At 70.3% G+C, this 25,268-nt stretch carries 23 protein-coding genes; 10 read left to right on the top strand and 13 right to left on the bottom strand.

The features are described from left to right. The first annotated feature begins 384 nt into the window (after window positions 1-384). The 3 genes from J7E87_RS25405 to J7E87_RS25395 all read left to right on the top strand — a co-directional run bounded on the left by J7E87_RS25405 (window position 385) and on the right by J7E87_RS25395 (window position 3,237). Window positions 385-981, top strand: coding sequence for a type 1 glutamine amidotransferase family protein (locus tag J7E87_RS25405; protein ID WP_215096834.1), 597 nt, complete (start codon window positions 385-387; stop codon window positions 979-981). Then, on the top strand, window positions 978-1,439 hold the full coding sequence (locus J7E87_RS25400; protein ID WP_215096833.1) for a MarR family winged helix-turn-helix transcriptional regulator: 462 nt from the start codon (window positions 978-980) through the stop codon (window positions 1,437-1,439). Before J7E87_RS25405 ends, J7E87_RS25400 begins: the two co-directional genes overlap by 4 nt. 151 nt (window positions 1,440-1,590) lie before the next feature. Further along, window positions 1,591-3,237 (top strand): serine/threonine-protein kinase, encoded by a 1,647-nt coding sequence (locus J7E87_RS25395; protein WP_215096832.1) that lies wholly within the window; start codon window positions 1,591-1,593, stop codon window positions 3,235-3,237. A gap of 2 nt (window positions 3,238-3,239) precedes the next feature. Here the strand turns inward: J7E87_RS25395 and J7E87_RS25390 are convergent, their stop codons facing one another. After that, window positions 3,240-4,568: a S1 family peptidase gene (locus J7E87_RS25390; protein ID WP_215096831.1), complete on the bottom strand. Its 1,329-nt coding sequence runs from the start codon at window positions 4,566-4,568 to the stop codon at window positions 3,240-3,242. A gap of 140 nt (window positions 4,569-4,708) precedes the next feature. Then, complete coding sequence (locus tag J7E87_RS25385) at window positions 4,709-5,119, bottom strand: hypothetical protein (protein WP_215096830.1); 411 nt, start codon at window positions 5,117-5,119, stop codon at window positions 4,709-4,711. 156 nt (window positions 5,120-5,275) lie between these two features. Here J7E87_RS25385 and J7E87_RS25380 point away from each other — a divergent pair, with 156 nt between their 5' ends. The 3 genes from J7E87_RS25380 to J7E87_RS25370 are packed head-to-tail and all read left to right on the top strand — an operon-like array spanning window position 5,276 to window position 7,741. Continuing rightward, the gene (locus J7E87_RS25380; protein ID WP_215096829.1) at window positions 5,276-6,112 is read left to right on the top strand and encodes a helix-turn-helix transcriptional regulator; all 837 of its coding nucleotides are present in this window, start codon (window positions 5,276-5,278) and stop codon (window positions 6,110-6,112) included. Continuing rightward, a complete protein-coding gene (locus J7E87_RS25375) occupies window positions 6,109-6,345 on the top strand; it encodes a DUF397 domain-containing protein (protein WP_215096828.1) in 237 nt (78 codons plus the stop codon). Before J7E87_RS25380 ends, J7E87_RS25375 begins: the two co-directional genes overlap by 4 nt. 19 nt (window positions 6,346-6,364) lie before the next feature. Further along, a complete protein-coding gene (locus J7E87_RS25370) occupies window positions 6,365-7,741 on the top strand; it encodes a cytochrome P450 (RefSeq protein WP_215096827.1) in 1,377 nt (458 codons plus the stop codon). A 71-nt stretch (window positions 7,742-7,812) separates the two neighbouring features. On the opposite strand, the gene J7E87_RS25365 is transcribed toward J7E87_RS25370, so the two are convergent. The 3 genes from J7E87_RS25365 to J7E87_RS25355 all read right to left on the bottom strand — a co-directional run bounded on the left by J7E87_RS25365 (window position 7,813) and on the right by J7E87_RS25355 (window position 10,654). Further along, entirely contained in the window at window positions 7,813-9,810 is a 1,998-nt protein-coding gene (locus tag J7E87_RS25365) for a translation factor GTPase family protein (protein WP_215096826.1), read from the bottom strand. Window positions 9,811-9,992: 182 nt separating this feature from the next. Then, window positions 9,993-10,394 carry a hypothetical protein gene (locus J7E87_RS25360; protein WP_215096825.1) on the bottom strand — a complete coding sequence of 134 codons (402 nt, stop codon included), beginning with the start codon at window positions 10,392-10,394 and terminating at the stop codon, window positions 9,993-9,995. Continuing rightward, complete coding sequence (locus tag J7E87_RS25355) at window positions 10,391-10,654, bottom strand: hypothetical protein (RefSeq protein WP_251017960.1); 264 nt, start codon at window positions 10,652-10,654, stop codon at window positions 10,391-10,393. Before J7E87_RS25355 ends, J7E87_RS25360 begins: the two co-directional genes overlap by 4 nt. A gap of 362 nt (window positions 10,655-11,016) precedes the next feature. On the opposite strand from J7E87_RS25355, the gene J7E87_RS25350 reads away from it, so the two are divergent. Next, window positions 11,017-12,543, top strand: a complete 1,527-nt coding sequence (locus tag J7E87_RS25350; protein WP_215096824.1) for a substrate-binding domain-containing protein — start codon at window positions 11,017-11,019, stop codon at window positions 12,541-12,543. 165 nt (window positions 12,544-12,708) lie between these two features. Here J7E87_RS25350 and J7E87_RS25345 read toward each other — a convergent pair whose 3' ends face one another. Beyond that, window positions 12,709-13,992 (bottom strand): adenylosuccinate synthase, encoded by a 1,284-nt coding sequence (locus J7E87_RS25345; protein ID WP_215096823.1) that lies wholly within the window; start codon window positions 13,990-13,992, stop codon window positions 12,709-12,711. A gap of 153 nt (window positions 13,993-14,145) precedes the next feature. Between J7E87_RS25345 and J7E87_RS25340 the strand changes: the two genes are divergently transcribed. Next, window positions 14,146-14,967: a diacylglycerol kinase gene (locus tag J7E87_RS25340; RefSeq protein ID WP_215096822.1), complete on the top strand. Its 822-nt coding sequence runs from the start codon at window positions 14,146-14,148 to the stop codon at window positions 14,965-14,967. A gap of 269 nt (window positions 14,968-15,236) precedes the next feature. Here the strand turns inward: J7E87_RS25340 and J7E87_RS25335 are convergent, their stop codons facing one another. Continuing rightward, a complete protein-coding gene (locus J7E87_RS25335) occupies window positions 15,237-15,773 on the bottom strand; it encodes a GbsR/MarR family transcriptional regulator (protein WP_215096821.1) in 537 nt (178 codons plus the stop codon). A gap of 93 nt (window positions 15,774-15,866) precedes the next feature. Between J7E87_RS25335 and J7E87_RS25330 the strand changes: the two genes are divergently transcribed. Both J7E87_RS25330 and J7E87_RS25325 read left to right on the top strand, forming a co-directional pair. After that, on the top strand, window positions 15,867-16,766 hold the full coding sequence (locus tag J7E87_RS25330; protein WP_215096820.1) for an ABC transporter ATP-binding protein: 900 nt from the start codon (window positions 15,867-15,869) through the stop codon (window positions 16,764-16,766). Further along, a complete protein-coding gene (locus tag J7E87_RS25325) occupies window positions 16,763-18,379 on the top strand; it encodes an ABC transporter permease (protein WP_215096819.1) in 1,617 nt (538 codons plus the stop codon). The genes J7E87_RS25330 and J7E87_RS25325 overlap by 4 nt, the downstream gene beginning before the upstream one ends. Before the next feature lie 160 nt (window positions 18,380-18,539). Here J7E87_RS25325 and J7E87_RS25320 read toward each other — a convergent pair whose 3' ends face one another. The 6 genes from J7E87_RS25320 to J7E87_RS25295 form a co-directional block, all read right to left on the bottom strand. Continuing rightward, window positions 18,540-19,742, bottom strand: coding sequence for a cytochrome P450 (locus J7E87_RS25320; RefSeq protein WP_215096818.1), 1,203 nt, complete (start codon window positions 19,740-19,742; stop codon window positions 18,540-18,542). 481 nt (window positions 19,743-20,223) lie between these two features. Beyond that, window positions 20,224-20,883: a response regulator transcription factor gene (locus J7E87_RS25315; protein WP_215096817.1), complete on the bottom strand. Its 660-nt coding sequence runs from the start codon at window positions 20,881-20,883 to the stop codon at window positions 20,224-20,226. Continuing rightward, window positions 20,880-22,256 carry a sensor histidine kinase gene (locus J7E87_RS25310; protein WP_215096816.1) on the bottom strand — a complete coding sequence of 459 codons (1,377 nt, stop codon included), beginning with the start codon at window positions 22,254-22,256 and terminating at the stop codon, window positions 20,880-20,882. Before J7E87_RS25310 ends, J7E87_RS25315 begins: the two co-directional genes overlap by 4 nt. A gap of 105 nt (window positions 22,257-22,361) precedes the next feature. Further along, the gene (locus J7E87_RS25305) at window positions 22,362-23,228 is read right to left on the bottom strand and encodes an NAD(P)H-binding protein (protein ID WP_215096815.1); all 867 of its coding nucleotides are present in this window, start codon (window positions 23,226-23,228) and stop codon (window positions 22,362-22,364) included. A gap of 92 nt (window positions 23,229-23,320) precedes the next feature. After that, a complete protein-coding gene (locus tag J7E87_RS25300; protein WP_215096814.1) occupies window positions 23,321-23,989 on the bottom strand; it encodes a response regulator transcription factor in 669 nt (222 codons plus the stop codon). Next, the gene (locus J7E87_RS25295) at window positions 23,986-25,260 is read right to left on the bottom strand and encodes a sensor histidine kinase (RefSeq protein ID WP_308313076.1); all 1,275 of its coding nucleotides are present in this window, start codon (window positions 25,258-25,260) and stop codon (window positions 23,986-23,988) included. Before J7E87_RS25295 ends, J7E87_RS25300 begins: the two co-directional genes overlap by 4 nt. Window positions 25,261-25,268: the final 8 nt, after the last annotated feature.

Genomic DNA, 25,268 nt, shown 5'->3' with positions numbered 1-25,268 from the left:
CAGTTTCGCGCCGCCAGGCCCGGCCCGCCCGGCGCGACCGCGTCACGGACCGCAGGCCGCGGCCACCCCGCCGCTCCATGGCTGGGCAATGTCGGGGGGCGAGGCCCCAAGCGCCCCCGCGCGACAGTTTCGCGCCGCCAAGATCCCGGCATGCCGTGGCCCGGCCGGACAAGGCGCACGGGCCCGCCCCCGGCACCCTGCGGGCAACAGCCCGGCGCGACCGCCTGCCGCCACGCAGGTTCTCCCGCCCGTTGCGGGCACTCGCGCGGCACAGGGCCCCGCGCCCCAGGGGCCCGGGGGCAGTCCCCGCGCCGCCAGCCAGAAAGTCCATTGACAGCATGCTGTCGACATGACAGGCTACTGTCATCCAATCAGGAGGCCACCATGAACCGCACCGTTCATCTCGCCGTCTACGACACCTACGCCGACTGGGAGACCGGCCACACCACCGCCCACCTCACCCAGCACGGCTTCGCCGTCAAGACCGTCGGCCCCACCACCGAGACCGTCACCACCATGGGCGGCCTCCGTATCCAGCCCGACCTCGCGCTCGACGACATCCGGCCCGGCGACAGCGCCCTTCTCATCCTCACCGGCGCGCATCTCTGGGACACCGGGGACGACCTCGCCCCCTTCGCCCGCAAGGCGCGCGAGTTCCTCGATGCCGGGGTGCCCGTCGCCGCCATCTGCGGGGCCACCGCCGGGCTCGCCCGCGAGGGGCTGCTCGACGATCGCGATCACACCAGCGCCGTATCCTTCTACCTCGACGCCACCAGCTACAAGGGCGGCGAGCACTACCGCGACGCGGACGCCGTCACCGACGGCGACCTGATCACCGCCGGCCCCACCGAGCCCGTCGCCTTCGCCCGCGAGGTCTTCGCGCGGCTCGGTGTGTACGAGGGCGAGAAGCTGGACGCCTGGTACCGGCTGTTCCACGACTCGGACCCCGCCGCCTTCGAGATCCTCAACTCGGGCTCATGAGCCGCGAACAGCAGGATCTCCTCAGCCGGACAGCCCTCGGCGTCTTCCGGTTGAACGGCCAATTCCTGTCCGTCTCCGAGGAGTTGGCCAAACCGGCCGGGCTGACCGCCGCCTGGTGGCAGGTCCTCGGCGCCGTGCTGCGCGAGCCCCTGACCGTCGCCGGGATCGCCCGCGACATGGGCATCACCCGCCAGAGCGTCCAGCGCATCGCCGACCTCCTCGTCGAGCGGGGCCTCGCCGCGTACGAGCCCAACCCCGCCCACCGGCGTGCCAAGTTGCTCCGCCCCACCGACGAGGGCCGCGCCGCGATCGCGAAGATCGACCCCGGTCACGCGGACCTCGCGGCCCGCCTCGTCGAAGCCCTCGGCGAAGACCGGTTCGCCCGGACGGCAAAGGCCTTGGAGCAGCTTTCCGAGGCCCTGGACAGCATCAGCGGCGAGAAGCCCGAACCGAATTGAGGGCCATGACGGTCTCCTCGCGTACGGGGCCGGGCTCGTAGAACCGGCGGTAGGCAGCGAGTAGGTCAGGTTGTGGCCTATAAGTCCCCGCTCGGCGCGCACTATCCTCGTTTCGTCCAACAAATGCGGTACCGGGGGAAGGCGCGCGGCGATGGAGCAGCTGGCACCAGGGGATCCACAGCACATCGGCGATTACCGCCTGTTGGCCCGCCTCGGCGCGGGCGGCATGGGCCAGGTCTTCCTCGCCCGTTCCGACCGCGGCCGCACCGTCGCCGTCAAGCTCGTACGCCAGGAGCTCGCCGAGCAGGAGGAGTTCCGCAGCCGCTTCCGCCAGGAGGTACGCGCAGCGCTGCGCGTCGGCGGCGAGTGGACCGCCCCCGTCCTCGACGCCGATACGGAGGCCCGGATCCCCTGGGTCGCCACCGGCTACATCGCGGGGCCCGCCCTGCACACCGTCGTCTCCGGCGACCACGGCCCGCTCCCCGAGCGCTCGGTCCGCATTCTCGCGTCCGGTCTCGCGCACGCGCTGCACAACATCCACGCGGCCGACCTCATCCACCGCGACCTCAAGCCGTCCAACATCCTGATCACCATCGACGGCCCGCGCGTCATCGACTTCGGCATCGCACGCGCCCTGGAGACCGTCACCGACGGCGGCCTGACCCGCACCGGCGCGCTCGTCGGGTCCCCCGGGTTCATGGCCCCCGAGCAGGTACGCGGCGACCGCGTGAGTGCCGCCTGCGACATCTTCTGCCTCGGCTCGGTCCTCGCGTACGCGGCGACCGGCCGCCTCCCCTTCGGCTCGTCGGACAGCGGCGTGCACGCGCTGATGTTCCGTATCGCGCAGGAGGAGCCGGACCTGGCGGACCTCCCCGAGGGCCTGCTCGATCTCGTACGGGACTGCCTCCACAAGGACCCCGAGGCCCGCCCGACGATCACACAGATCCTGGAGCGCACGACTGCCGACGCGGACCCCGAGCCCTGGCTGCCGAGCGCGCTGATCGCCCAACTCGGACGTCACGCGGTCCAGTTGCTGGAGGTGGAACAGCCCAACGCGACACCGGTGCAGCAGCCACCGACGATGACCGCGATCCGCGCGGACGCCCCGACGCCGCCCGCGCTGATGCCCACACCGCCGCCTCCCCCGCCCCAGCTGTACGCCCACAACAGCTACGGCTACGGATACCCCCACCAGCAGCCGGGCCCCACCCCGCCCTTCCACGCGCCCATTCCCGCGCACGAGCCCCCACGCCGCCGCGGCACCGTCGTCCTCGTCGCGGTCGCCCTGCTCGTGGCGGTCGCGGCAGGCACCTCGGTCTACGCGGTCATGGGCGACATGGGCAAGAAGAAGGCCACCGACGACCCCAAGCCGGGTCCGACGGCCTCCGCCCGGACAACCCCTGCGACACCGGATACGAACACCCCCTCGGCCACGCCCACGACGAGCGCGGGGGCCCAGGACGGCGGTGTCCCGCAGGAGTACGTCGGCACCTGGCGGGGGTCCTTCGACACCGCCGACGGCACCAACACCCGCGTCATGACGATCACCCAGGGCGAGACGGGCGAGAGAGTCATGACCCTGTCGGGCACCGGCCCCAACTACGACTGCCGCTGGTCCGCCACCCTCCGCGCCTCCGGCCCTCCGCTCGAACTCGGCCCCACTCAGGTCACGTTCGGCGACCCGAAACAGTGCTCACCGGGCCAGTGGAGCCGCCTGGACATGCCCGACGACACCACGATCGTGCGGGAGCTGATCGGCTCGGGCGGCGAGCCGATCACGTACGCGAAGCAGGGCTGACCTCAGCCCCAGCTCGCGCTGTAGAAGTTCCGGAAGTTCCTGCGTTCCTGGGCCGACAGAATCCAGCGGGCGCCCACCAGTCCGACCAGACTCGCGCCGATGACGACCAGCCCGGGACCGAGGCCTCCGAAGTCCGTGATCCCGGTGATCCTTCTCGACCGGTCCGCCACCCCCGACCCGGAGGACCCCGGTGGGACCGCCCCGGCGGCCGACGACGGGTCGGGATCGGCCGGGCCGCCCGTGCCGTCGCTTCCACCGGGAGCCGGAACCCTGCCCACCAGGCTCACCCCGAGGGCCTCGAGCGCCTTTGTCGCCGGCTGGAAGAACGTCGTACCCCCGCTGTCGCAGTCCCCGTTGCCGCCCGAGGTCACGCCCAGCGCCAGCCCCTCCGAGAACAACGGGCCCCCGCTGTCTCCGGACTCGGCGCAGACGGTGGTCTCGATCAGGCCGGTGACCGTGCCCTCGGGATAGTTCACCGTCGTGTTCAGCGCGGTCACCTTTCCGGAGCGGAACCCCGTGGTGCTGCCGCTGCGGAAGACGCGCTGACCCACGACGGGATCGGCGACGCCGATGATCCGCACGCCCCGGCCATTGCCGATGCCCACGATGTTGGTCGCGTCGAGCCGTTCGCCATTCTCGTACCGCACGAGGGAGAAGTCGGCGCCCGGGAAGGTGGCTTCCGTGGTGGTGCCGACCAGCTCGGCACCTCCTCCGTCCCGGAACCAGGTGGTGCCGACGGGGCCGCAATGCCCGGCCGTGAGTGTGAAGTTGTTCCGGCCGTCGGTCACGTTGAAGCCCGCGGAGCAGCGGCCGTCGCCGGAGAAGACCGGGACGCCGCCGTTCACCCTGGTGGTGAAGGCGCCCTCGGTCCGTTCCATGTGGACGAAGCCGCCGATCCCCTCGGCGACGCCGGACATGCGCGACCAGTCGTCGGCGGAGACGGTGCTGTCGGCGCGCACCATGACCCTGTTGGACGCGTAGTCCACCGCCCAGGCGGTACCGGCCACCCGAGGCGCCTCCCGCAGGGCCTCGGTGGCCGAGCGGAGTCGGTCCATGCTGTAGCGCACGACCTTGGCCTGCGCCCCCGCCTGCCGTACCTCGTCCGCCGCCTCCGCGTCGGTCACCGCGACGACCGGGCGCCCGTCGGCATCCGTCCAGTTCCCCGCGGTGCGGGAGGCGCCGAGCCGGGAGACCAGACTGACGACCGGATCGGCCGACGGGGCGGACGGTTCGCCCGCCATGGCGTCCGAGACCATCAGGCCGCCGCAGACCAGGCCGCCGACGGCCGCCAGCCGCGCGATCCGCTGGAGTTTGCGTCGTGCGTGCCTCATACGCGGCCCCAAGGTCGTACCGACATAGCGTCACAAGCCCGTGGGCCCCTGAAACCAGGGGCCCCCACCCTCAGTACGTGCCGTCCCCCGCTCCCGTTCACCTCGCGTCGGTGTCGGGGTCGCGACGATGCCGCGAAGGGTCAACTACCAAGCAGCGCTGACGCGGCCTTGAGGAGGATGAGCGGGTGTACGAACCGGTCCGCCTCGGTCGGCGGGAAGCGCCAGGACAGCGGCCAGGTGCGGCCGCGAAGGGCGGGCACGGGGATGTAACTCACGTGCGCGGGACCCGAGTTGAACCGGGTCACGCCACGCGGCCAGGCGCGGTGGGACGTGCTGCCCGCCGGTAGGAGGAAGTACACCGACCGTCGTCCGTACGCCTCGATGACGACGGGCCCGGGGTCGCCGCCGGTCATCGCCTCCAGGAGATCGGCGAGACGGCGGCCGTCCTCGTCGTCGACGCGGACGGCGTCGAATTGCACGCCCGCCTTACGGAGCTGGAATCCGGAAGCCGGAATCCAATCGAGGTTTACTTCGCGACTTTGCGTATCCACAAGGACAGTCTGAGTGACCTTGGCTAGCGTTTTCCATGACTCGCAGAGGCCGTCGGACAGGGGTTGACCTGCACGAACTCCCTTTGCGGCGGGTTGAATTCGGCGGGGACTGGTTGAGACCGGTTGAGTCCGGTTGAGTCGAAACGGTGATCGTAAATGGCACGAGCCGAAAACAAGGAAACGGCGGGCCCGGCGACGCGCCTGGTGGCGGGCATCGCCCGCAATATGCGCGTCAAGAAAGGGTGGACGCAGGAGCAGGCGGGAAACGAACTCGGATTCTCGGGTGCGGCGGTGAGCGCGATGGAGACGTGTGCGCAGCCCGCGAGCGACGAGATGCTGGTGGCGCTGGAGCGGGTGCTCGGGGACGGGATGGGGATCTTCGAGCAGGCGCGGGAGTACGTACGGCTGGACAAGTACCCGGCGCAGTTCAAGGACTACGCGCTGCTGGAGCAGCGGGCCCTGGGGCTGTCGCTGTACGCGACGCTCGTCGTCCACGGCCTGTTCCAGACGGAGGAGTACGCGCGGGCGCTGATCGGCGGGGGTTATCCGCCGCTTCCGGAGCAGCGGGTGGAGGAGCTGGTAGAGGTGCGGATGGCTCGGCGCGAGCTCTTCGACCGGGAGCCGGTCGCCCTCATCGAGCTGATCCTGGAGGAGTCCGTGCTGCGGCGGGCGATCGGCGGCGAGGAGGTCATGCGTGGCCAGATGCGGCACCTTGCGGAGTGCGCGCGGCGGCGCAATGTCACGCTCCAGGTACTGCCGCTGGACTGCGGGCTGAGCGGCGAACACGCGGGCGCCTATGGCGAGATGAACCTGGTGGAGACCCCGGACCACGATCACCTGATCTACCTGGAGCCCCAGGAGGAAGGTCTGCTGATCAAGGGCCCCGCAAAGGTGAGCACATACGCCCAGCGATATGCGAAGATCCGGGCACAGGCCCTGGGCCCTCGTGAATCGCTGGGCCTCATCGAGCGGTTGGCAGGAGACCGGCAATGAGCGACACCCTTCGATGGTTCAAGTCCAGCTACAGCAACCCCAGCGGCGGCGACTGCATCGAGGTCGCCTTCGACTGGCACAAGTCCTCGTACAGCGATGACAGCGGTGGCAGCTGCGTAGAGGTCGCCACCTGCCCCCACACCATCCACATCCGCGACTCCAAGGTCACCGACGGCCCCACCTTCGCCGTCACCCCCACCACCTGGACGAACTTCCTCGACTGGGCGAGCTGAACCGTACTCAGGAGAATCCATGACGATGACGGGCACCCAAGTACCGGGACCGGCGGGGCTGCCGTTACTGGGCTCGATGTTCGAGCTCAAGCGGGACTCGCTCGGCACCTTCCTCAACGCACAGCGCGAGCACGGAGACGTCGTCAGGATCACCGCGGGCCCGCCCGGGCTTCGGGCCGAGCTGTACGCGGTGTTCTCCGCGGAGGGCGCCCAGCAGGTGCTGGCGACGGAATCGGCCAACTTCCGCAAGGACAACGCCTTTTACCAAGAGGTCCGGGAGTCGTTCGGCAACGGCCTGCTGACCAGCCAGGACGACGACTACCTCCGGCAGCGGCGGCTCGTGCAGCCGCTCTTCACGCGCCGCCGGGTCGACGGCTACGCCGACGCCGTCACCGCCGAGACCTCGGCCCTGCTCTCCACCTGGCGCACCGCCCCGGACGCCACAGTGGACGTCGTCGCCGAGACGACCCGGCTCACTCTGCGAGCGATCGCCCGCATCCTGTTCGGCACGGACGTCGAGGCGGCGGTCGACGTCGTGCAGCGCTGCTTCCCGATCATCGGGGAGTACACGCTCACCCGCGGCTACTCCCCCGCCAACTTCCCGCGCGGCTGGCCGACTCCCGCCAACCGGCGGGCCGCCGCCGCGATGGACGAGCTGTACGCGGTGTGCGACGGGATCATCGAGAAGCGGCGCGCCGATGGGGAGGCGGGACAGGGCGAGGATCTGCTGACGCTCCTCTCCAAGGCCGAAAGCGCGGAGGACGGGGCCCTCGACGCGTCCGAGATCCGCGACCAGGTGCTGGTGTTCCTGCTCGCAGGGCATGAGACGACGGCCACCTCGCTCGCGTTCGCGCTGCATCTGCTGGCCCGGCACCCCGAGCAGCAGGCGCGGGCGCGGGAGGAGGTCGTACGCGTACTGGACGGACGGACCCCGGGGGCCGCGGATCTCGACGCACTCCCGTATCTGACGCAGGTGCTGAAGGAGGCGATGCGGCTCTATCCCGCGGGTCCGGTCATCGGCCGCCGGGCGGTAGCGGCGGCCGAGGTCGGGGGACATACGATCCCGGCCGGCGCGGATGTGATCGTCGCGCCGTGGGTGACGCACCGGCATCCCCGGTACTGGGACGATCCGGAGCGCTTCGACCCGGAACGGTTCACGCCGGAGCGGGAGAAGGAGCGGCCGCGGTACGCGTGGTTCCCGTTCGGCGGCGGGCCGCGGGCATGCATCGGCCAGCACTTCTCGATGCTGGAGTCGGTGCTGGCGCTGGCGATGATCCTGCGGGAGTACGAACTGGACGCCGTCGACGTCGACGTCCCGGTGGACACGGGGATCACCCTGCGCGCGGCGGGCCAGGCGCGATGCGCGCTGCGCCGCGTGGACGGGGCGTCCGCCTGACGCGGAGGCGCGGGGCCCGGGCGTAAGCCGGGTCCCGCGCCGCGTACCGACCGGCGCGGGACCGGGCGCGCTCACGCGCCCGCCCCACGCCCCGCCACCCTGCGCACGACGCGCAGCAGGTACTCCTCGCGGTTGAGCGGATCGTGGTCCGTCCGCGGCCGGGCAGGGGTCGTGCCGCGGACCGGCCGGTAGTGGTCGAAGGCGCATTCCAGCACGCCCTCGCCGCGGGTCAGCCCCGGCAGTTGCTGCTCCAGCGCGTGCACCCGGGCCGCCGGAATCGCACCCTCCAGCAGGCACGACGTACCGCGCACCTCCTGCGTGTGCGCAATGGCGTCCAGCCGGGCCAGCGCGGACACAATCGGCCCCAGCACGTCCGCCGGGGCGTCCAGCCGGAAGTGGTGCATCGGCTCGTGGACCCTGGTGCCGGCCTCCTTCAGCGCGCTCATCAGGACCAGCGGCGTCAGGTTGCGGAAGTCACCGGCCGTGCTCGACATGCTCTTGTCGAAAATGGCGTGGGAGTGGCTCTGCCGCGGCCAGTAGCCGGAATGCGTCATGGTGACCGTGCAGTCGGTGACCTCCCAGCCGTAAATGCCCTGGTGCAGCGTCTCCTTGACGGTTTCCTCGACCGCCTTGAAGAACGCGTACGGCATCGACCCGAGCTCGACCTCACGACGGAATTCGACGCCGGAGCCGACCGGCGCGGGATCAACGCGCAGCCCGACGGTCCCGAGGAATGGATCGAGGTCCTTCTCGTAGCCGGAACCGGTGCCGACGGGCCGCTCAACGCAGATGGTCGTCGTCTCGCGGAATGTGACGTCGATGCCGAAGTCGTCGGCCAGCGTCGCCTGGATGACTTCCTTCTGCACCTCGCCGTAGAGCGAGACGGACACTTCTTGGCGAATGTCGTCCTGCCGCAGGTTGATCAGCGGGTCCTGCTCGGCGAGTTGGGCCAGCGCGAAATGCAGCGCGCCTTTGTCGGCCGGCCGGCAGGGAACGACGACCGTTTCCAGCGTCGGCGGGGCGAAATAGCGACGGGTCGAGTTCCTTCCCGATACGCCGATCTCATCCCCGATCCGGATTTCGCCAAGTCCCCAGACCTTGCCGATCTGCCCAGCGGCGACCGAGTCGCGCCGGACGGCCGAGCCAGGCTCGAAAACGCTGATCGCGGTGGCCTTGCCCTCGTCGTCATCGCGGAATCGCAGCCGATCGCGGATTCGTACCGTCCCCGAGAACATGCGCACGTACGCGATCTTCTCCCCGGCCGGACCACGTTCGACCTTGAAGACCGTGCCCGAAACGGGGCCGTCGCAGTCGCCTTCCGTCGCGGGCAGCAGCTCCTTCACGCCGGCGATCAGCGAATCCACGCCCGCGCCGGTGATGGCCGAGCCGAAGTACACCGGGTGCACGAGCGCCCGCTCGGTCTGGGCCGCCAGCTCGCGGCGGAGCCGGGCGTACGAGACGGCCGTCTCGTCGTCGACGTACGCGGCGAGAAACGCGTCGTCATGGTCGGCGAGCAGATCGACGAGGCGGGAGGTGAAGCCGGCGTCGGCGTCGGTACTGGGGTTCCAGCGGGCGCCGCGGGTGCCCAGTTCACCGGCCGACCCCATCGGGAGGGAGGCCGGGGCGAGCTTCTCGGAAATGCTCCGGAGGAGGCGTTCGTACTGCGCGCCGCCGCGGTCGATCTTGTTCACGAAAATGAGTGTGGGGATGCGGAGGCGCTGGAGCGTCCGCATCAGCACGCGGGTCTGCGCCTGCACGCCCTCCACGGCGGAGACGACGAGCACAGCGCCGTCGAGCACGCTCAGCACGCGTTCCACCTCGGCGATGAAGTCCGGGTGGCCGGGGGTGTCGATGAGATTGACGGTGATGTCGTCGATGGCGAAGGAGACGACGGCGGATTTGATGGTGATGCCGCGTTGCCGTTCCAGCGCCAGGGAATCGGTCTGGGTGCTGCCGTCGTCGACGCTGCCGATCTCGTCGATTACGCCGGCGGTGTGAAGCAGCCGCTCGGTCAGGCTTGTCTTACCGGCGTCGACATGCGCCAGGATTCCGAGGTTCAACGTTCGCACGAAGCGTCATGTCCTTTAGGTAGGTGAAAATTACCTGCTGGGTGGACATGGACGCAGTTCGCATGGGTGGCTCCTCGGTGGTTCGGCTGTCGCCGGGAGTACAGCGGATGGCGGCGCAGTGGGCAACCGAATTAACGGCGGGTACGGGACCGGGCGCGCTCCGGTCCCGTACCCGACTCGGGTCAGCGCTGCTCAGGCAGTCTGATCGTCCGCACTAGCGGCATATCCGCGTACAGGTCGGGCGAAGCTGTCACCACGGGCCGCCCGTCCGGCCATTCGACTGTCGGGCGGGAGAGGTGGATCGCATGGCCGAGCCGCCACTCCACACCGTCCCGGAGCAGCGCCCCCAGCGTCGACGCACCCGCGAAGTCCAGCTCGACGATCTCGGCGGTGGGCAGGGCGCCCACATGCTCGGCCAGCCCCTTGCGCATACCGTCGGCCGCCGCCAGGCACAGCGCCGGTACGTACACGTGCCGGGTGGGGCCGTGCGCGGTGTTGGAGATGAACTGCGAGGCCAGCCAATTGCCCGACCCCAGGGCGAGCAGGGCGCTCTCGTCGTAGATCACCGCGGTGGATCCGCTCACAGGCTGTCCACGGGCCGGGCGGCCTCCAAGTCCTTCCAGACCTGCTCGGCCCGGTCGTGATCCTCGTCCGTGAGCGTCACACCGAAGTGCGTCTCGCAGTAGGCCCTGGTCTCCTCGTACCGCTTCCTGAGCTCTTCCTTCGTGGGCGTGGCTCCGGCCAGCTCTGCGATGAGATCGCGCATCGTCATGCCGCGCTCCCGGGCAAGCACCAGGAGGCGGTCTCGGACGGCGGGGTCAACCTTCACGGTGGTGTCAGCCATGACGACAGTATACCGGTGGTATACCGTCTCGGGCCGGTCCAACTGGATGGTCACGACGACCTTCCTTCCGTCGGGTCCGGTGACCGTATCGCCACACAGGGTTACGTGCACAAGTGCCAACTGACTATGCCAAACGCGCAGTTCGAATTGCCGAGGCCACAATTCGAGTCCCCGCGACCGTCATTTGCCGAATACAGGGTCGAATCCACAGGCACCGAGACCCACTCACCCCTCGGGAGTTCACCCTCCAGAGTGACTGAACGACCGGCGAACATCCGGCGTCGGGACGCCAACTCCCCGTCCCCCTCACCCCACTTCCCCATACGGTGGCCGCCCGCGAAAGAGTGCGAGGAGAAGACCCCGTGGAGTGGCTCAGCGCCGAGAACGTCGTCGCCGTCGGCACCGCCGTGCTCGGCATCCTCGCCTCCGCCGCCGTGCTCTGGTACGAGCGCCGGGTGCCGCGGCGCAAGCGCATCGGATACCGGGTGCAGCTCGACACCCCCATCGGCAGCAACGTACGCAGCGGGCGGCCCAACTTCCGGCTCGGGCTGTTCAACGAGACGCCGGAGATGTCCGACGCCACGCTCGTACTGCTGCGTATCGAGAACGACGGCTCGCAGAGCATCGCCGACAACGACTACACCGGGCGCGAAGTCCACGGCCTGACCGCCGAGTTCACCGACCGCACCATCCGCGCCATCGCCGTCACTCAGCCGCTCGGCGCCGAGCATCTGATGGACCACTTCACGCCCGCCGCGGGTATGCGGCACAGCGGCAGCACGATCTATCTGCCGCGCGTCCCGCTCAACCACGGGCAGCACTTCAAGCTGCTGGTGCTGCTGACCGGCGCGGGCGTCGGCAGCGAGATCACCGTCAGCGGCGGCATCCGGGACGGCCAGGTGATGCCGAACCGCTCCGTCACGCCCGACGAGAAGCCGCCGCTGTTCAGCCGGGCGGCCCGCTGGATCACCGTGCTGCTGACCGTCTGCGTGGTGACGCTCTCCACGATCATCGTCGTACGGGACGACACCCGGCCGCCGATCGGCTGCGCCAAGGGCACGCTGACGCTGACCGGTTCGACCGCCTTCGCGCCCGTCGTGAAGGAGCTGGCGAAGAAGTACGAGAAGGACTGCGAAGGGTCCACCGTCGTCGTCGACGCGCACGGCAGCACCGCCGGGATAAGAGCGCTTGCCGAGGAGGGCGCACAGGCCAGGAGCGGCTCCCCCGCGCTGATCGCCCTCGCCGACGGGCCCAAGCCGGGTGGCTATCCGCAGCTGCGGGAGGAACGCATCGCCGTCTCCGTCTTCGCGCTCGTCGTCAACGACAAGGTGCCGGTGCGGAATCTGTCGACCGACGACATCCGCAGGCTCTACCGCGGCGAGATCAACAACTGGAGCGAGCTGGGCGGGCCGGATATGCCCGTACTGCTGGTGAGCAGGGACGCGAACTCGGGGACCCGCGAGGTGTTCCAGCGCCGGGTGCTGCTGCGCAACGAGCCCGCGAACTCCTCGCGCGACTGCGAGAGGAAGGACGACGGCGAGGCCAAGGTCGTACGCTGCGAGCTCGACAGCACGGAACAGGTGTTGAGCACCGTGGCCCGGCTGGCAGGAGCGATCGGCTACAGCGAACTGCGGGCCGGAACCGGGCTCAAGGGCCTGCACCGGCTGAACATCGACGGGGAACCGCCGTCCGTGGACGACATCGGTGAGAGCGCGTACCCGTACCGGGAGATCGAGTACGCGTACACCTACGGCCAGCCGCCGGCCGACTCGCTCGCCTCCAGCTTCCTCGGCTATATGAGCCGGGGGAACGGGCAGGACGTCATCCGCACGCACGGCCATCTGCCGTGCGCGACACCGAAGGGGCTGCGAATCTGCGGCGAGGGCTGACTGCGCAGGCAACCGGTCCTTCCTCGACGCCGGCAACTCGCCCCGCGAGTACCGGCGTCCGTAAGAACCGGTCAGTGGAAACGCAGAGCGCCCCGACCGGCCGCGAAAGGCCAACCGGGGCGCTCACACACGGCGTACGGGACGGGACGTGACGCGCGAGACGGACTACAGGAACGAGTTGATCTCGATCGTCTCGGTGCGGCCGGGGCCCACGCCGATCGCGGAGATCGGCGCGCCCGACATCTCCTCCAGCGCCTTCACATAGTCCTGCGCGTTCTTCGGCAGGTCGTCGAAGGTCTTCGCCTTGGTGATGTCCTCGGACCAGCCGGGCAGCATCTCGTAGATCGGCTTCGCGTGGTGGAAGTCGGTCTGGCTGTACGGGAGCTCCTCGACGCGCTTGCCGTCGATCTCGTACGCCACACACACCGGGATCTGCTCCCAGCCGGTCAGCACGTCCAGCTTGGTGAGGAAGAAGTCGGTGAGGCCGTTGACCCGGGTCGCGTACCGCGCGATGACCGCGTCGAACCAGCCGCAGCGGCGGTCGCGGCCGGTCGTCACGCCCCGCTCGTGGCCGATGCGGCGCAGCGCCTCGCCGTCCTCGTCGAAGAGCTCCGTCGGGAACGGACCGGCGCCGACGCGGGTCGTGTACGCCTTGAGGATGCCGATGACCCGGCTGATCTTCGTCGGACCGACGCCGGAGCCGGTGCAGGCACCGCCCGCAGTGGGGTTCGACGAGGTGACGAAGGGATACGTGCCGTGGTCGACGTCGAGCAGCGTGCCCTGGCCGCCCTCGAAGAGGACGACCTTGCCCTCGTCGATCGCGTTGTTCAGGATCAGCGTGGTGTCGGCGACGTACGGCTTGATCTGCTCCGCGTACTGGAGCATCTCTTCGACGATCCTGGGCGCCTCGATGGCGCGGCGGTTGTAGACCTTGGCGAGGAGCTGGTTCTTGGACTCCAGCGCAGCCTCGACCTTCTGCACCAGGATCGACTCGTCGTAGAGGTCCTGAACGCGGATGCCGACGCGATTGATCTTGTCGGCGTACGTCGGGCCGATGCCGCGGCCGGTCGTGCCGATCTTCCGCTTGCCGAGGAACCGTTCCGTCACCTTGTCGAGGGTGACGTTGTACGGAGTGATCAGGTGCGCGTTACCACTGATCAGCAGCTTCGACGTGTCGACGCCACGGTCGTTGAGCCCGCTCAGCTCGGAGAGCAGAACCGCCGGATCCACGACGACGCCGTTGCCGATGACCGGAGTACATCCCGGTGAGAGGATCCCGGAAGGGAGGAGATGCAGCGCATACTTCTGGTCGCCTACGACGACTGTGTGGCCGGCGTTGTTGCCGCCCTGATAGCGCACTACATAATCCACAGAACCACCGAGCAGGTCGGTGGCCTTTCCCTTGCCTTCGTCACCCCACTGAGCACCGAGCAGCACAAGTGCGGGCACAGGCGTACACCCCTTCCGGGCGGGGCAAGACCAAGGTCAGGGGGCCTGAGCCGTGCCTGAGCCTTCGGACCGGTTGCCCCGGAATAGACCAAGCCCCTGGCGCAATAGCGCAAGGGGCTCTTGCACAAAGATGCTACCCGAGGAAGGACCGAGGTGTCGGCTCACGACCAGCTACTGGTGGTCATCGACCCGGTCGCCCGCCGAAGTGACGGCGAGTCCGTGCGGATCGCGAAAGATGTTCTGTGTGGCGGGTCGGAGGCGAAAATCTGCCTTCCCGAGGGGCCGGAGGAATTCGCGCGGGCACTGGCCCGCAGGGGGTCACGGCGGCCGGTGGTGATCGGCGACGACCGGGCGCTGCTGCGTGCGGTGGCGCTGCTGCACCGGGACCGGTCGCTGGGGGACGGGGCGCTGGCGCTGGTGCCGGTGGGGCCGTCCGCCGCCGTGGAGCTGGCGCATTCCCTGGGCGTGCCACGAGGGGCGGTGGCGGCGGCGCGGGCGGTGCTCGACGGGGCCGTACGCCGTCTCGACCTACTGGTGGACGAGAGCGACGGGGTGGTGCTGGGGAATCTGTCGATCCCTGCGGCGCGGGCCGCTCCCGCGGCGAACGGGGTGTCGGTGTGGGACACCTGCCGCTCGCTGGTCCGCACGCTGGTCCACCCGCCGCCGCCGGCCCTGGTGGTGCGGACGCACCGGCTGCGGGTGGAGGCGGACGGGGTGCTGCTGACCGACCTGGACCGGGTGGTGGAGGCGGTGACGGTGCGGGCGGGCGACGGCCGCGCGGAGGTGGTCGTCCGGCACGGCGCGCATGCGGACCCGGTCATGGCTCGCGCCTTGACGGTGACGGTCTCGGGGGCGGACTTCCGCTACCGGGCGGACGCGATGGTGACGGGGCCGGTGAGGACGCGGACGTGGACGTTGCGGGCGGGGGCGTGGGGGTTGACGCTGCCGGCGGTGGGGGTAGCCGGGGGCGGGTAGCCGGCGGCGGTTAGCCGGGGCCGTCCGGCAGCCGGTTTGTCCTCAAACGCCGGACGGGCTTGAGTTGCCTGGGCGCCCCAAAGGCGGTGGACGGGCTGGATTTGGCCGCCTGCCCGGCAGGCGCGGGCCGTCCTCGCCGGGCGGGCTTGGACAGTCCGGCAGCGCTGGGCCCGGGCCGTCCCATGGACAGTTTGTCCTCAAGCGCCGGACGGGCTTGAGTTGCCTGGGCGCCCCAAAGGCGGTGGGCGGGCTGGAAATGCGGGGCGGGTTCAGGCGTCGGGCGGGGTGGGGGGCTGGGATTCGCGGTAGGCGCGCCAGCGGTCCAGGAGGCCCGCCATTTCCGTTTGCAGGAACGCGAAGAACTCCGCCGTCTCCGTCACCCGCTGCCCCGCCGCCGTCTCGAGCCCCAGCGTCTGCGCACCGTCGCGCAAAGCCTTCTCCCAGCGGGCCAGCAGCTGGTCGCGGCGCGTGAACGTCTCGTACCAGAGCTCGTTGTGGAGAACGTAGCGTTCACGGCGTGAGCCGGGGTCGCGTTCGCGGCTGACCATGTCGACCTGGTTGAGGTAGCGGACCGCGCCCGACACCGCGGCCGGGCTGATCTGTAGCTGTTCCGCCAGCTCCGCGGAGGTCATGCTGCCCTTCTCCGAGGACAGCAGCGCCGCGAAGACCCGCGCGGCCATCCGCTGCATGCCCGCCTCGGTCATCTCCGCCGCGAACCGCTCGACGAAGCGCGAGACCGCCTCGTCGTTTCTCCGCCCGGTCCCGCTCGCCTCCGCGCTCGCCCCCGCGCCGTTCTCGTCGCTCATCGATCCATCGTCTCCCGTCGCCCACCCCGTGCCGCCAACTTTATACGCTTCCTTAACTTCACAAGTTCGTGAAAATACCGTACGTTCAGAACCATGACGAAGGCAATCACCGTCGCCGGACTGCACAAGTCGTTCGGCCGGACGCACGCGCTGGACGGCCTCGACCTCGCCGTCGAGACCGGTGAGGTCCACGGCTTCCTCGGCCCCAACGGCGCCGGGAAGTCCACCACCATCCGGGTCCTGCTCGGACTGCTGCGGGCCGACTCCGGCGCGGCCCAGCTGCTCGGCCGGGACCCGTGGAACGACGCGGTCGAACTGCACCGGCGCATCGCGTACGTACCGGGTGATGTGACCCTGTGGCGGAACCTCTCCGGCGGCGAGGTCATCGACCTCTACGGCCGGCTCCGCGGCGGCCTCGACAAGGCGCGGCGCGCGGATCTCATCGAGCGGTTCGAGCTCGACCCCACCAAGAAGGGGCGTACGTACTCCAAGGGCAACCGCCAGAAGGTCGCCCTGGTCGCCGCCCTCGCGTCCGATGTGGATCTGTTGATCCTCGACGAGCCAACCTCCGGCCTCGACCCGCTGATGGAAGGGGTCTTCCGGAGCTGCGTCGAGGAGGAGCGCGACCGCGGCCGCACCGTCCTGCTCTCCAGCCATGTGCTCAGCGAGGTCGAGGCCTTGTGCGACCGGGTGAGCATCATCCGCAAGGGCCGGACCGTGGAGAGCGGATCGCTCGCCGACCTGCGGCACCTGACCCGTACGAGCGTGAGTGCCGAACTCGTCGGCGCGCCCAACGGGTTGACGCATCTGCCCGGCGTGCACGACGTCGACGTACAGGGCAGGCGCGTCAAACTCCAGGTCGACACCGACAAGCTGGACGCGGTGCTGCGCTCGCTCACGGAGTCGGGGATCCGCTCACTGACCAGCAGCCCGCCCACTCTGGAAGAGCTGTTCCTGCGGCACTACGCACCCGAAGAAGCGATGTCGCGATGACCGCCATTGGTCAGACAGCGGCGTTCGCCCCGCGGTCCGGCGGCTCCCGTCCACTGGCCGGCACGGGCGCGCTGCTGAGGCTCGCGCTGCGCCGTGACCGGGTGATGCTGCCCCTGTGGGTGATCGTCCTCGGCGGCGCGATCTCCAGCGCCCCGAACTCCCTCAGGAACCTGTACTCCACCGCTGCCGAGCGGTCGAACGTGGTCGAGTCGATGTCCACCAACGGCTCGCTCCGCGCCCTGTACGGGCCGGCGTTCAGCGACTCGATCGGTGGCATCACAGCCTGGCGCTACGTCACCTTCGGTGCCCTGATGGCCGGGATCATGAGCCTGATCATCGTGGTCCGGCACACCCGCGAGGAGGAGGAGACCGGCCGCCAGGAGCTGCTCTCGGCGGCCATGGTCGGACGGCGCGCCCCGCTCACCGCCGCGCTGCTCACCGCGCTCGTCGCCAACGCCGCCCTCGCCCTGCTCATCGCGGCCGGGCTCGGCGGCGAGGGCCGCGGCGGCGCGCTGACGCTCGGGCTCGCCATCGGCGGTGTCGGCATGCTCTTCGCCACCATGGCGGGCATCGCCGCCCAGCTCACCGAGAGTGCGCGGCTCGCCAAGGGCCTGACGGCAGCGGCGCTCGCTCTGGCCTTCGTACTGCGGGCCGCGGGCGACGCCGGGGCCAGGGACGGTTCGTCCGTGCTGACCTGGCTCTCGCCGGTCGGCTGGGCGGAGAACACGCGGGCGTTCGCGGCCGAGCGCTGGTGGGTGCTCCTGCTGTTCGCCGGGGCCATCGTGGTGCAGGGCGTCATCGCGTTCAACCTGGCCGGGCGTCGCGACATCGGCATGAGCTTCCTGCCGACCCGCCCGGGCCCCGCGGAGGGCAGGCTCCGGGCGGCCGGCTCGCTCGCCTGGCGGCTGCAGCGCGGCAGCGTGCTGGGCTGGGGCGTCGGCTTCCTGGCCACCGGGGTGATGTTCGGCGGTATGACGGAGGGCGCGGCCGACCTCGTCGGCGACAGCGAGAAGACCCGCGAGATCTTCGAGCGGATGGGCGGGCAGTCCTCACTCACCGACGCCTTCCTCGCCGCGATGGTCGGCATGCTCGGCATGGTGGCGGCGCTGTATGTGGTGCAGACGGTGCTACGGCTGCACAGCGAGGAGACGGCGCAGCGCGCCGAGCCGATCCTGGCCAACGCGGTCGGCCGGATCCGCTGGGCGGCCGGCCACCTGGTCATCGCCTTCGGCGGCGCGGCACTGCTGATGGTGCTCGGCGGCCTCGGCCTGGCCATCGGATCCGGCAAGGAGCCCGGCCCGATCCTCGGCGCCTGCCTGGTCCAGCTGGCGGGGATCTGGGTGTTCGGCGGCCTCGCGACGCTGCTGCACGGCGTCTTCCCGAAGGCGGCGGTGGCCGCGTGGGGGGCGTCGGGCATCGCGCTCGCCCTCGGCTGGATCGGCCCGGCGCTGAATCTGCCGCAGTCGGTGATGAACCTGTCGCCGTTCGAGCATCTGCCGTCGCTGCCGGGGCCGGAGATGCGGTGGGCGCCGGTGCTGACGCTGACGGTGGTGGCCGCGGGGCTGGTCGCGGCGGGGCTGGCGGGGCTGCGCCGGCGGGACATCCAGACCTGACGTCCCCCGGTAACCGGGGCGCCGTCCCGGCCCCCGCGCCCAAACGCCGGCGAGGCTGGGTTTCGGGGCTCCGCCCTGGGACCCGGTCCTCAATCGCCGGAGGGGCTTGAAAGTCCGGTCGGCAAATCGACACAGCGGGAAGGGGCGGGGTGGGGGAAGGTCACAGCTCGACCAGCAGCTCCTTCACGCCCCGGATCACAAACCCCGCCTTCCACTGCGGCTCCGCCGCAAGCCCCATCGTCGGAGCCTCACGCAGCAACTCCCCGAAGGACGCCGCCAGTTCGATACGGGCGAGCGGCGCGCCGAGGCAGTAGTGGATGCCCGCGCCAAAGCTGACGTGCGGGTTGTCTGCGCGGGCGAGGTCAAGGCTGTCCGGGTGCGCGAACTTCTCCGGGTCCCGGTTGGCGGAGCCGAAGAGCAGGGCGAGTTCGGAGCCGCGCGGGACGACGGTCCCGTCGATCTCGATGTCGTCGAGCACCCAGCGCTCGAACAGCTGGAGCGGGGTGTCGTACCGCATCAGCTCTTCCACAGCTGTGGACAGCAGCGTGTGGTCGGCGCGGAGGGCGGCGAGCTGGGCCGGGTTGCGGAAGAGGGTCCACCAGCCGTTCGCGGTGGTGTTGACCGTCGCCTCGTGGCCCGCGTTCAGCAGCAGAACGCAGGTGGAGATCATCTCCTGCTCGCTCAGCCGGTCGCCCTCGTCGTGCGCGGCGATGAGCGCGGTGATCAGGTCATCGCCCGGCGAGGCACGTCGCGCGGCAATCAACTCCCGTAGATACGCGCTGAATTCGGCCGATGCACGGACCGCACGGGCGGCGGTCTCCTCGGACGGATTCAGCTCGTACATCCCGCAGATGTCCGCCGACCAGGGCCGCAGCAGCGCGCGGTCGGCGGGCGGAATCCCGAGCATCTCCGCGATGACGGCGACCGGCAGCGGCTCGGCGACCTCGGCCAGCAGATCGCCCCCGCCGTTGTCCTTGACGCCGGCGACAAGCTCGGCCGCGAGCCTGCGCACGGTGGGCACGAGCTCCTCGACGGTGCGCGGCGTGAAGGCCTTCGACACGAGCCGCCGGATGCGGGTGTGGTCGGGGGCTTCGAGGTCGAGCATCCCGTAGTCGTTGAGCGTGTGGAACGGCTCGTGCGCGGCGGGCGGGGGCGTACGCCCGAACTCCTCGTGCGTGAAGCGGTGCAGGTACGTCCGCCCGAGCCGGCGATCGCGCAGCAGCGCGGAGACGTCTGCGTGGTGCGGGATCAGCCACTGGCGGGTGGGCTCGTAGTAGTGCACGCGTCCGCGGGTGCGCAGCTCGGCGTAGGCGGGGTAGGGGTCGGCGACGAAGGCGGGCGACCAGGGGGCGAAGGCGGGCATGCGCCGACGCTACCGGGTGGGGTGTTCTTTCCCCAGTCCCGCCCTTTCCCTACGGCCTGGCGGCCGTGGGGGTACCACTTCCCGTTACCGGGGCTCCGCCCCGGGCCCGCCCCCTACGCCCTGCGGGCGTGGGTGGGCACCCCCCAGTACGCCCGCTTGGGGTCCCCCCACGCCCGTAGGGGGAGTTGTCCTCGATCGCCGGACGAGCTGGATTTTCCCGCCCGCCGGGCGAAAATCCAGCCCCGCGGCCCAAAACTTCCGGCCCGCCCGGGCCCCGGTACCCCTTCGGGCGTTGTCCTCAATCGCCGGACGGGCTGACTTCGTCAACCTCGTCGGCGTTTGAGGGGTGAGGCCTCCACGCCCGCCAGGGCGTAGCGGGGGGTCCGGGGGCGGGCCCCGAGTATCAGCCCGTTGGGGGTCCCCCCTGACGAAGTCCGGGGGGAGATTGATGCGCCAGGTCCGGGGCGGGTCCCGGGGAGGCTCAGCCCGGCGTGACCAGTCTCGCCTCGTACGCGAACACCGCCGCCTGCGTCCGGTCCCGCAACCCCAACTTCACCAGCACCCGGCTCACATGCGTCTTGATCGTCGACTCCGCCACCACCAGATGCGAGGCGATCTCCGCGTTCGACAGACCCTGTGCGATCAGCACCAGCACCTCCGTCTCGCGCTCCGTCAGATCGCCCACCTGCGCCAGGGCCGGCGGGCGCGGGTTCTGGGAGAGCTTCGAGAACTCCGTGATCAGGCGGCGCGTGACCGTCGGCGCCAGCAGCGCCTCGCCGGCCGCCACCACCCGTACCCCGTCCGCGAGTTGACGCGCGGACGCGTCCTTCAGCAGGAAGCCGGACGCCCCCGCCCGCAGCGCCTGGTACACGTACTCGTCGAGGTCGAACGTCGTCAGCACCAAGACCTTGGACCCGGCATGCGCGGCGGCGATCTCGCGGGTCGCCTCGATGCCGTTCAGCTCCGGCATACGGATGTCCATCAGCACCACGTCGGGCGCGAGTTCGGCGACCTTGGCGATCGCCTCGCGGCCGTTCACCGCCTCGCCGACGACCTCGATGTCGGGCATCGCGTTCAGCAGGACCGAGAAGCCCTCGCGGACCATCACCTGGTCGTCGACGACCAGGACGCGGATCGTCATGACGGCTCCTCGGTGGCGGTGGCGGCGGGGGCGGCGTCGGCGGGGACGGCCGCGACGGGGATGAAGGCGGTCACCTGGTAGCCGCCGTCCTCCGTCGGCTCCGCGGTCATCTCGCCGCTCAGCATCGTCACCCGCTCCCGCATGCCCGTGATGCCGTGGCCCGCGCCCGGCGACGGCCTGACCAGGCCCTGGGGCGCGGTGTTCACGATGCGCAGGCCGAGGCCGCCCAGTACGTAGGAGATCTCGACCTTCGCCGTCGAACCGGGCGCATGGCGCAGCGCGTTGCTGAGCGCCTCCTGGATGATCCGGTACGCCGACAGCTCGACGCCCTGCGGCAGAGCGCGGACCGCGCCCGTCACCGTCTTGTCGACCTCCAGGCCCGCCTCGCGGACATTCGAGAGCAGGTTCTCGATGTCGGCGAGCACCGGCTGCGGCGCGTCGGGGGCCTGGTAGTCCTCCGCCCGTACGACACCGAGGACCCGGCGCAGCTCGGTCAGCGCCGCCACCGCGTTCTCGCGGATCGTGGCGAAGGCCTTCTCCAGCTCGGGCGGCGGGTTCTCCACCCGGTAGGGTGCGGCCTCCGCCTGGATTGCGACCACCGACATGTGGTGGGCCACCACGTCGTGCAGTTCGCGGGCGATGGTCGTGCGCTCCTCGAGGAGCGTGCGCCTGTCCCGCTCGACGGCCGTGACGGTCTGCTGCGCCGCGACCTCCTGCTTCGCCTCTCGGCGGACGTGCCGCACGGTCGTCACCAGCAGCACCATCGCCGAGATGAAGAGCATCTGCGGGGTGGTTGACATTTCACTGCGGGAGAGCAGGACCTCGGCGAAGAATCCGTACACCGCGGTCAGCAGCCACATCCAGGCGGCGGCCCGCGGCCGCGTCCGCACCGCCACCACCGTCATCACCGTCAGGTGCGAGACGAACGAGCTGGGCGTCCACGGCCAGCCCTCCCAGTAGCCGGCCAGCACGCCGACGACGGGTGTGCTGAGCAGGGAGAGCCAGTACGCGCCGACCGGCCTGAGCAGCGTCATCACCATCGCGGCGGCGGGAACGAACCCGGTCAGGACGAATTCCAGTCCGGCGCCCCCACTGTCGCCGGCGACATACGCCATGACGAGCACGATGAACGTCGCGACCACGAGCACGGCGTGCGGGGTCCACCCCGCGTAGTCGCGTATCCGGCCCGGGAGCCGGCGGGTGATCGGCCCGTCCGTGCGCATGCGCGGCAGGGGGCGGTAGGCGAAGGCATCGTGGAAAAGGTCCTGGCGGAGGCCGCTCAGGGCCCCCATGGCCAGGCGGAATTCGGGGCTGTGGGTCTTCTCGGTCACGTACAGAACGGTAAGCGGAAGGACGGACGCGGTCGTCAGCATCGCTGCGGATCCTGCCGCGTCCGTCCTGAGTACTACGAGGCGCTACGAGTCGCTACGAGCGGCTACGAGTCGCCGCGAAGCCATACAGGGCGATACGGAACGTTCTTACGCGCGGAAGGCGTCCGCGTGCTCCGCCGCCCACTCGGCGAAGGTCCGCGCCGGGCGGCCCGTGACCTTCTCAACGGTGTCGACGACGGTGCGTCCGACGAGTGGCGTGTTGCCGTACGCCTCCAGCAGGAAGCCGATCACTTCGTCCGGCTGGCCGGCCGCCCGCCACTGCTCTACCGCCTGCTCCTCGGTCAGTTCGACGAGCCGGATCTCCCGGCCGCGGGCCGCCGCGATGGCGTCCGTCTTGTCCTTCAGGGTCAGCACTTCCGGGCCGGTGATCACGTATTCCCTGCCGCCGTGGCCGTCCTCGGTGAGCGCGACCGCGGCGACCGCGCCGATGTCTCCCTCGTGGACCATCGCGCTCAGCCGGCCGGCGAACGGCTCCCGCACCGCGTCGCCGCCGCGAATGCCGTCCGCCCACTCCAGAGCGTTCGACATGAACTCCACCGGCATGACCACGGTCCACGCGAGATCTTCCCCGGCGCGCACCGCGTCCTCCAGCGGGCTGGGGCCGCCGCCGTGCAGCACGGTGATCCGGCGAACGCCCGCCTTGCGGGCCAGTTCGAGGATCTGCGAGCCGGTCTCCAGAGGGGCGAAGTACGGCCCGCCGAAGGTGATCAGATGGAGGCCGGTCACGCCCTCCAGAGCGCTCACGAGGGATTCGGGGTCGGTGAGGTCGCCCTGCGCGACCTCGACGCCGGCGGGGAAGTCCGCCTTGGCGGGGTCACGGGTCAGCGCACGCACCGAGTGTCCACGGCGGAGGAGTTCGGTGACGACCTGGCGGCCGACGGTTCCGGTTGCTCCGGTGACCAGGACGGTTCCTTCGGTGCCCGTTGTTCCTTCGGTGCTCTCTTGATTCGTCATATGCCCCACCGTAGAAAGGCTTGCGGTCAGCTTCTGTCCGCAATGCAAGCCCGGGAGCTTCAGCCGTGGTCAGCCGTGGTCAGCCGTGGGATTCAGTAGCCGGTGGGACGTATGAGTCCCGTCTCGTACGCGAAAACCGCCGCCTGCGTACGGTCGCGCAGCCCGAGCTTCACCAGGATCCGGCTCACATGCGTCTTCACGGTCTGCTCCGCCACCACCAGCCGCGAGGCGATCTCCGCGTTCGACAGGCCCTGTGCGATCAGGTTGAGCACCTCCGTCTCACGCTCCGTCAGATCGCCGACGCGCTCCTTGAGCGGGGTGCGCGGCGCACCGGCCGTCCGGGAGAACTCGGTGATCAGCCGCTTGGTGATGTTCGGCGAGAGCAGCGCGTCGCCGGCCGCCACCACCCTTACCGCTTCGGCGAGTTGACTGGCGGACGCGTCCTTCAGCAGAAAGCCGGACGCGCCCGCGCGCAGCGCCTCGTAGACGTACTCGTCCAGGTCGAACGTGGTCAGCACGAGCACCTTGACGGTGGCACCCGGGGCCCGGGTGATCCGGCGGGTGGCCTCGATGCCGCCGAGCTCGGGCATCCTGATGTCCATCAGGACCACGTCGGGGTCGAGTTCGGCGACCTTGGAGACCGCCTCGCGGCCGTCCACGGCCTGGCCGATCACCTCGATGCCCGGCTCGGCATTGAGCAGCACCGTGAAGCCCTGCCGGACCATCGCCTGGTCGTCGGCGATCACCACCCGGATCGTCATGCGTCGTCCTTCGATGCTTGCAGGGGCAGGTGTGCGGTGACTTCGTAGCCGCCGTCGGGGGTGCGTCCCGCGGCGAGGCCGCCGCCGAGCATCGCGGCGCGTTCACGCATGCCGAGCAGGCCGTGGCCTGCGCCGGGAGACGGCGGGGCGGGCTTCGCCGGAGCGGTGTTGATCACCCGGACGCCCAGCACGCTCGGCTTGTACGCAATCTCCACGCGTACCTCGGCGCCGGGCGCGTGCCGTATCGCATTGCTGAGCGCCTCCTGGATGATCCGGTACGCCGACAGTTCGACGCCGGGCGACAGCGGGTGCGGCTCGCCGGAGGTGTCGGTGGTGATGCTCAGCCCGGCGCTGCGGACGTTCTCGACGAGGGAGTCCAGCCGGTCGAGGGTGGGCTGCGGTGCGTGCGGCGCGCCTTCCGGATTCTCGGACCGCAACACGCCGAGCACCCGCCGGAGTTCGGTGAGCGCTTCGAGGGCGTTCTCGCGGATGCCCTCCAGGTTCTCCTTGAGCTCGTCGGAGGGATTGCGCACGAGGTGCGGGGCGACCTGTGCCTGGATGGAGATCACCGACATGTGGTGGGCGACGACATCGTGCAGCTCGCGGGCGATCCGGTTGCGCTCTTCGAGCAGTGTGCGCCGGGACCGCTCCTCGGCGGTGAGCGACTCCTGTTCGGCGAGCCGGTCACGGGCCTCGCGGCGGCCGTGCAGTGATGTACCGACGAGGACCACGACGGCGTACACGAGTGCGGCCGTCGCGGACGACGAGTTGTACGGAGGCATCGCGAGCCCGAAGAGGTCGAAGACGAACCCGACCCCGACGGTGACCACCAGGGCCTTGACGGCGATACGGGTCCGGACGCGCAGGGCGAGAAGGAACAGGACGGCCGCGTTGGCGATGACACCCGGTACGGTCCACGGCCAGGGCTGCCCGCTAGGCAGTTGGCCGCCCACGGCGAACGCGGTCAGTGCGGCGATCCCCAGCGACATCCACCAGGCGGCCAGCGGCCGGCGCATCGCGTACCCGACCACGGCGGCGGTGGCGACGCCGAGCGGGATGCCGTACTGGCCGTGCACGCGGAACTGATTGACGAGTTCGTCGGAGCCGAGGATCGCCAGGGTGAGGGCGCCGTAGCCGATCAGGACATGCGGCAGCCGGCGGAGCCAACGGGGGCGGGCCATCGGCGGAAGGGGCATCGCTTCGAAGTTCCACAACTCAGGAGGGCGCAGAGCCGCCCGCTCCCATCTGTTGAGGTTTTCTTCGTCCGCCACAGGATGAA

Source organism: Streptomyces sp. ISL-1, assembly GCF_018614585.1.
Classification (GTDB): domain Bacteria; phylum Actinomycetota; class Actinomycetes; order Streptomycetales; family Streptomycetaceae; genus Streptomyces; species Streptomyces maoxianensis.
Note: the sequence above shows the minus strand (reverse complement) of the source record. Positions and strands in the feature narration are given on the sequence as shown.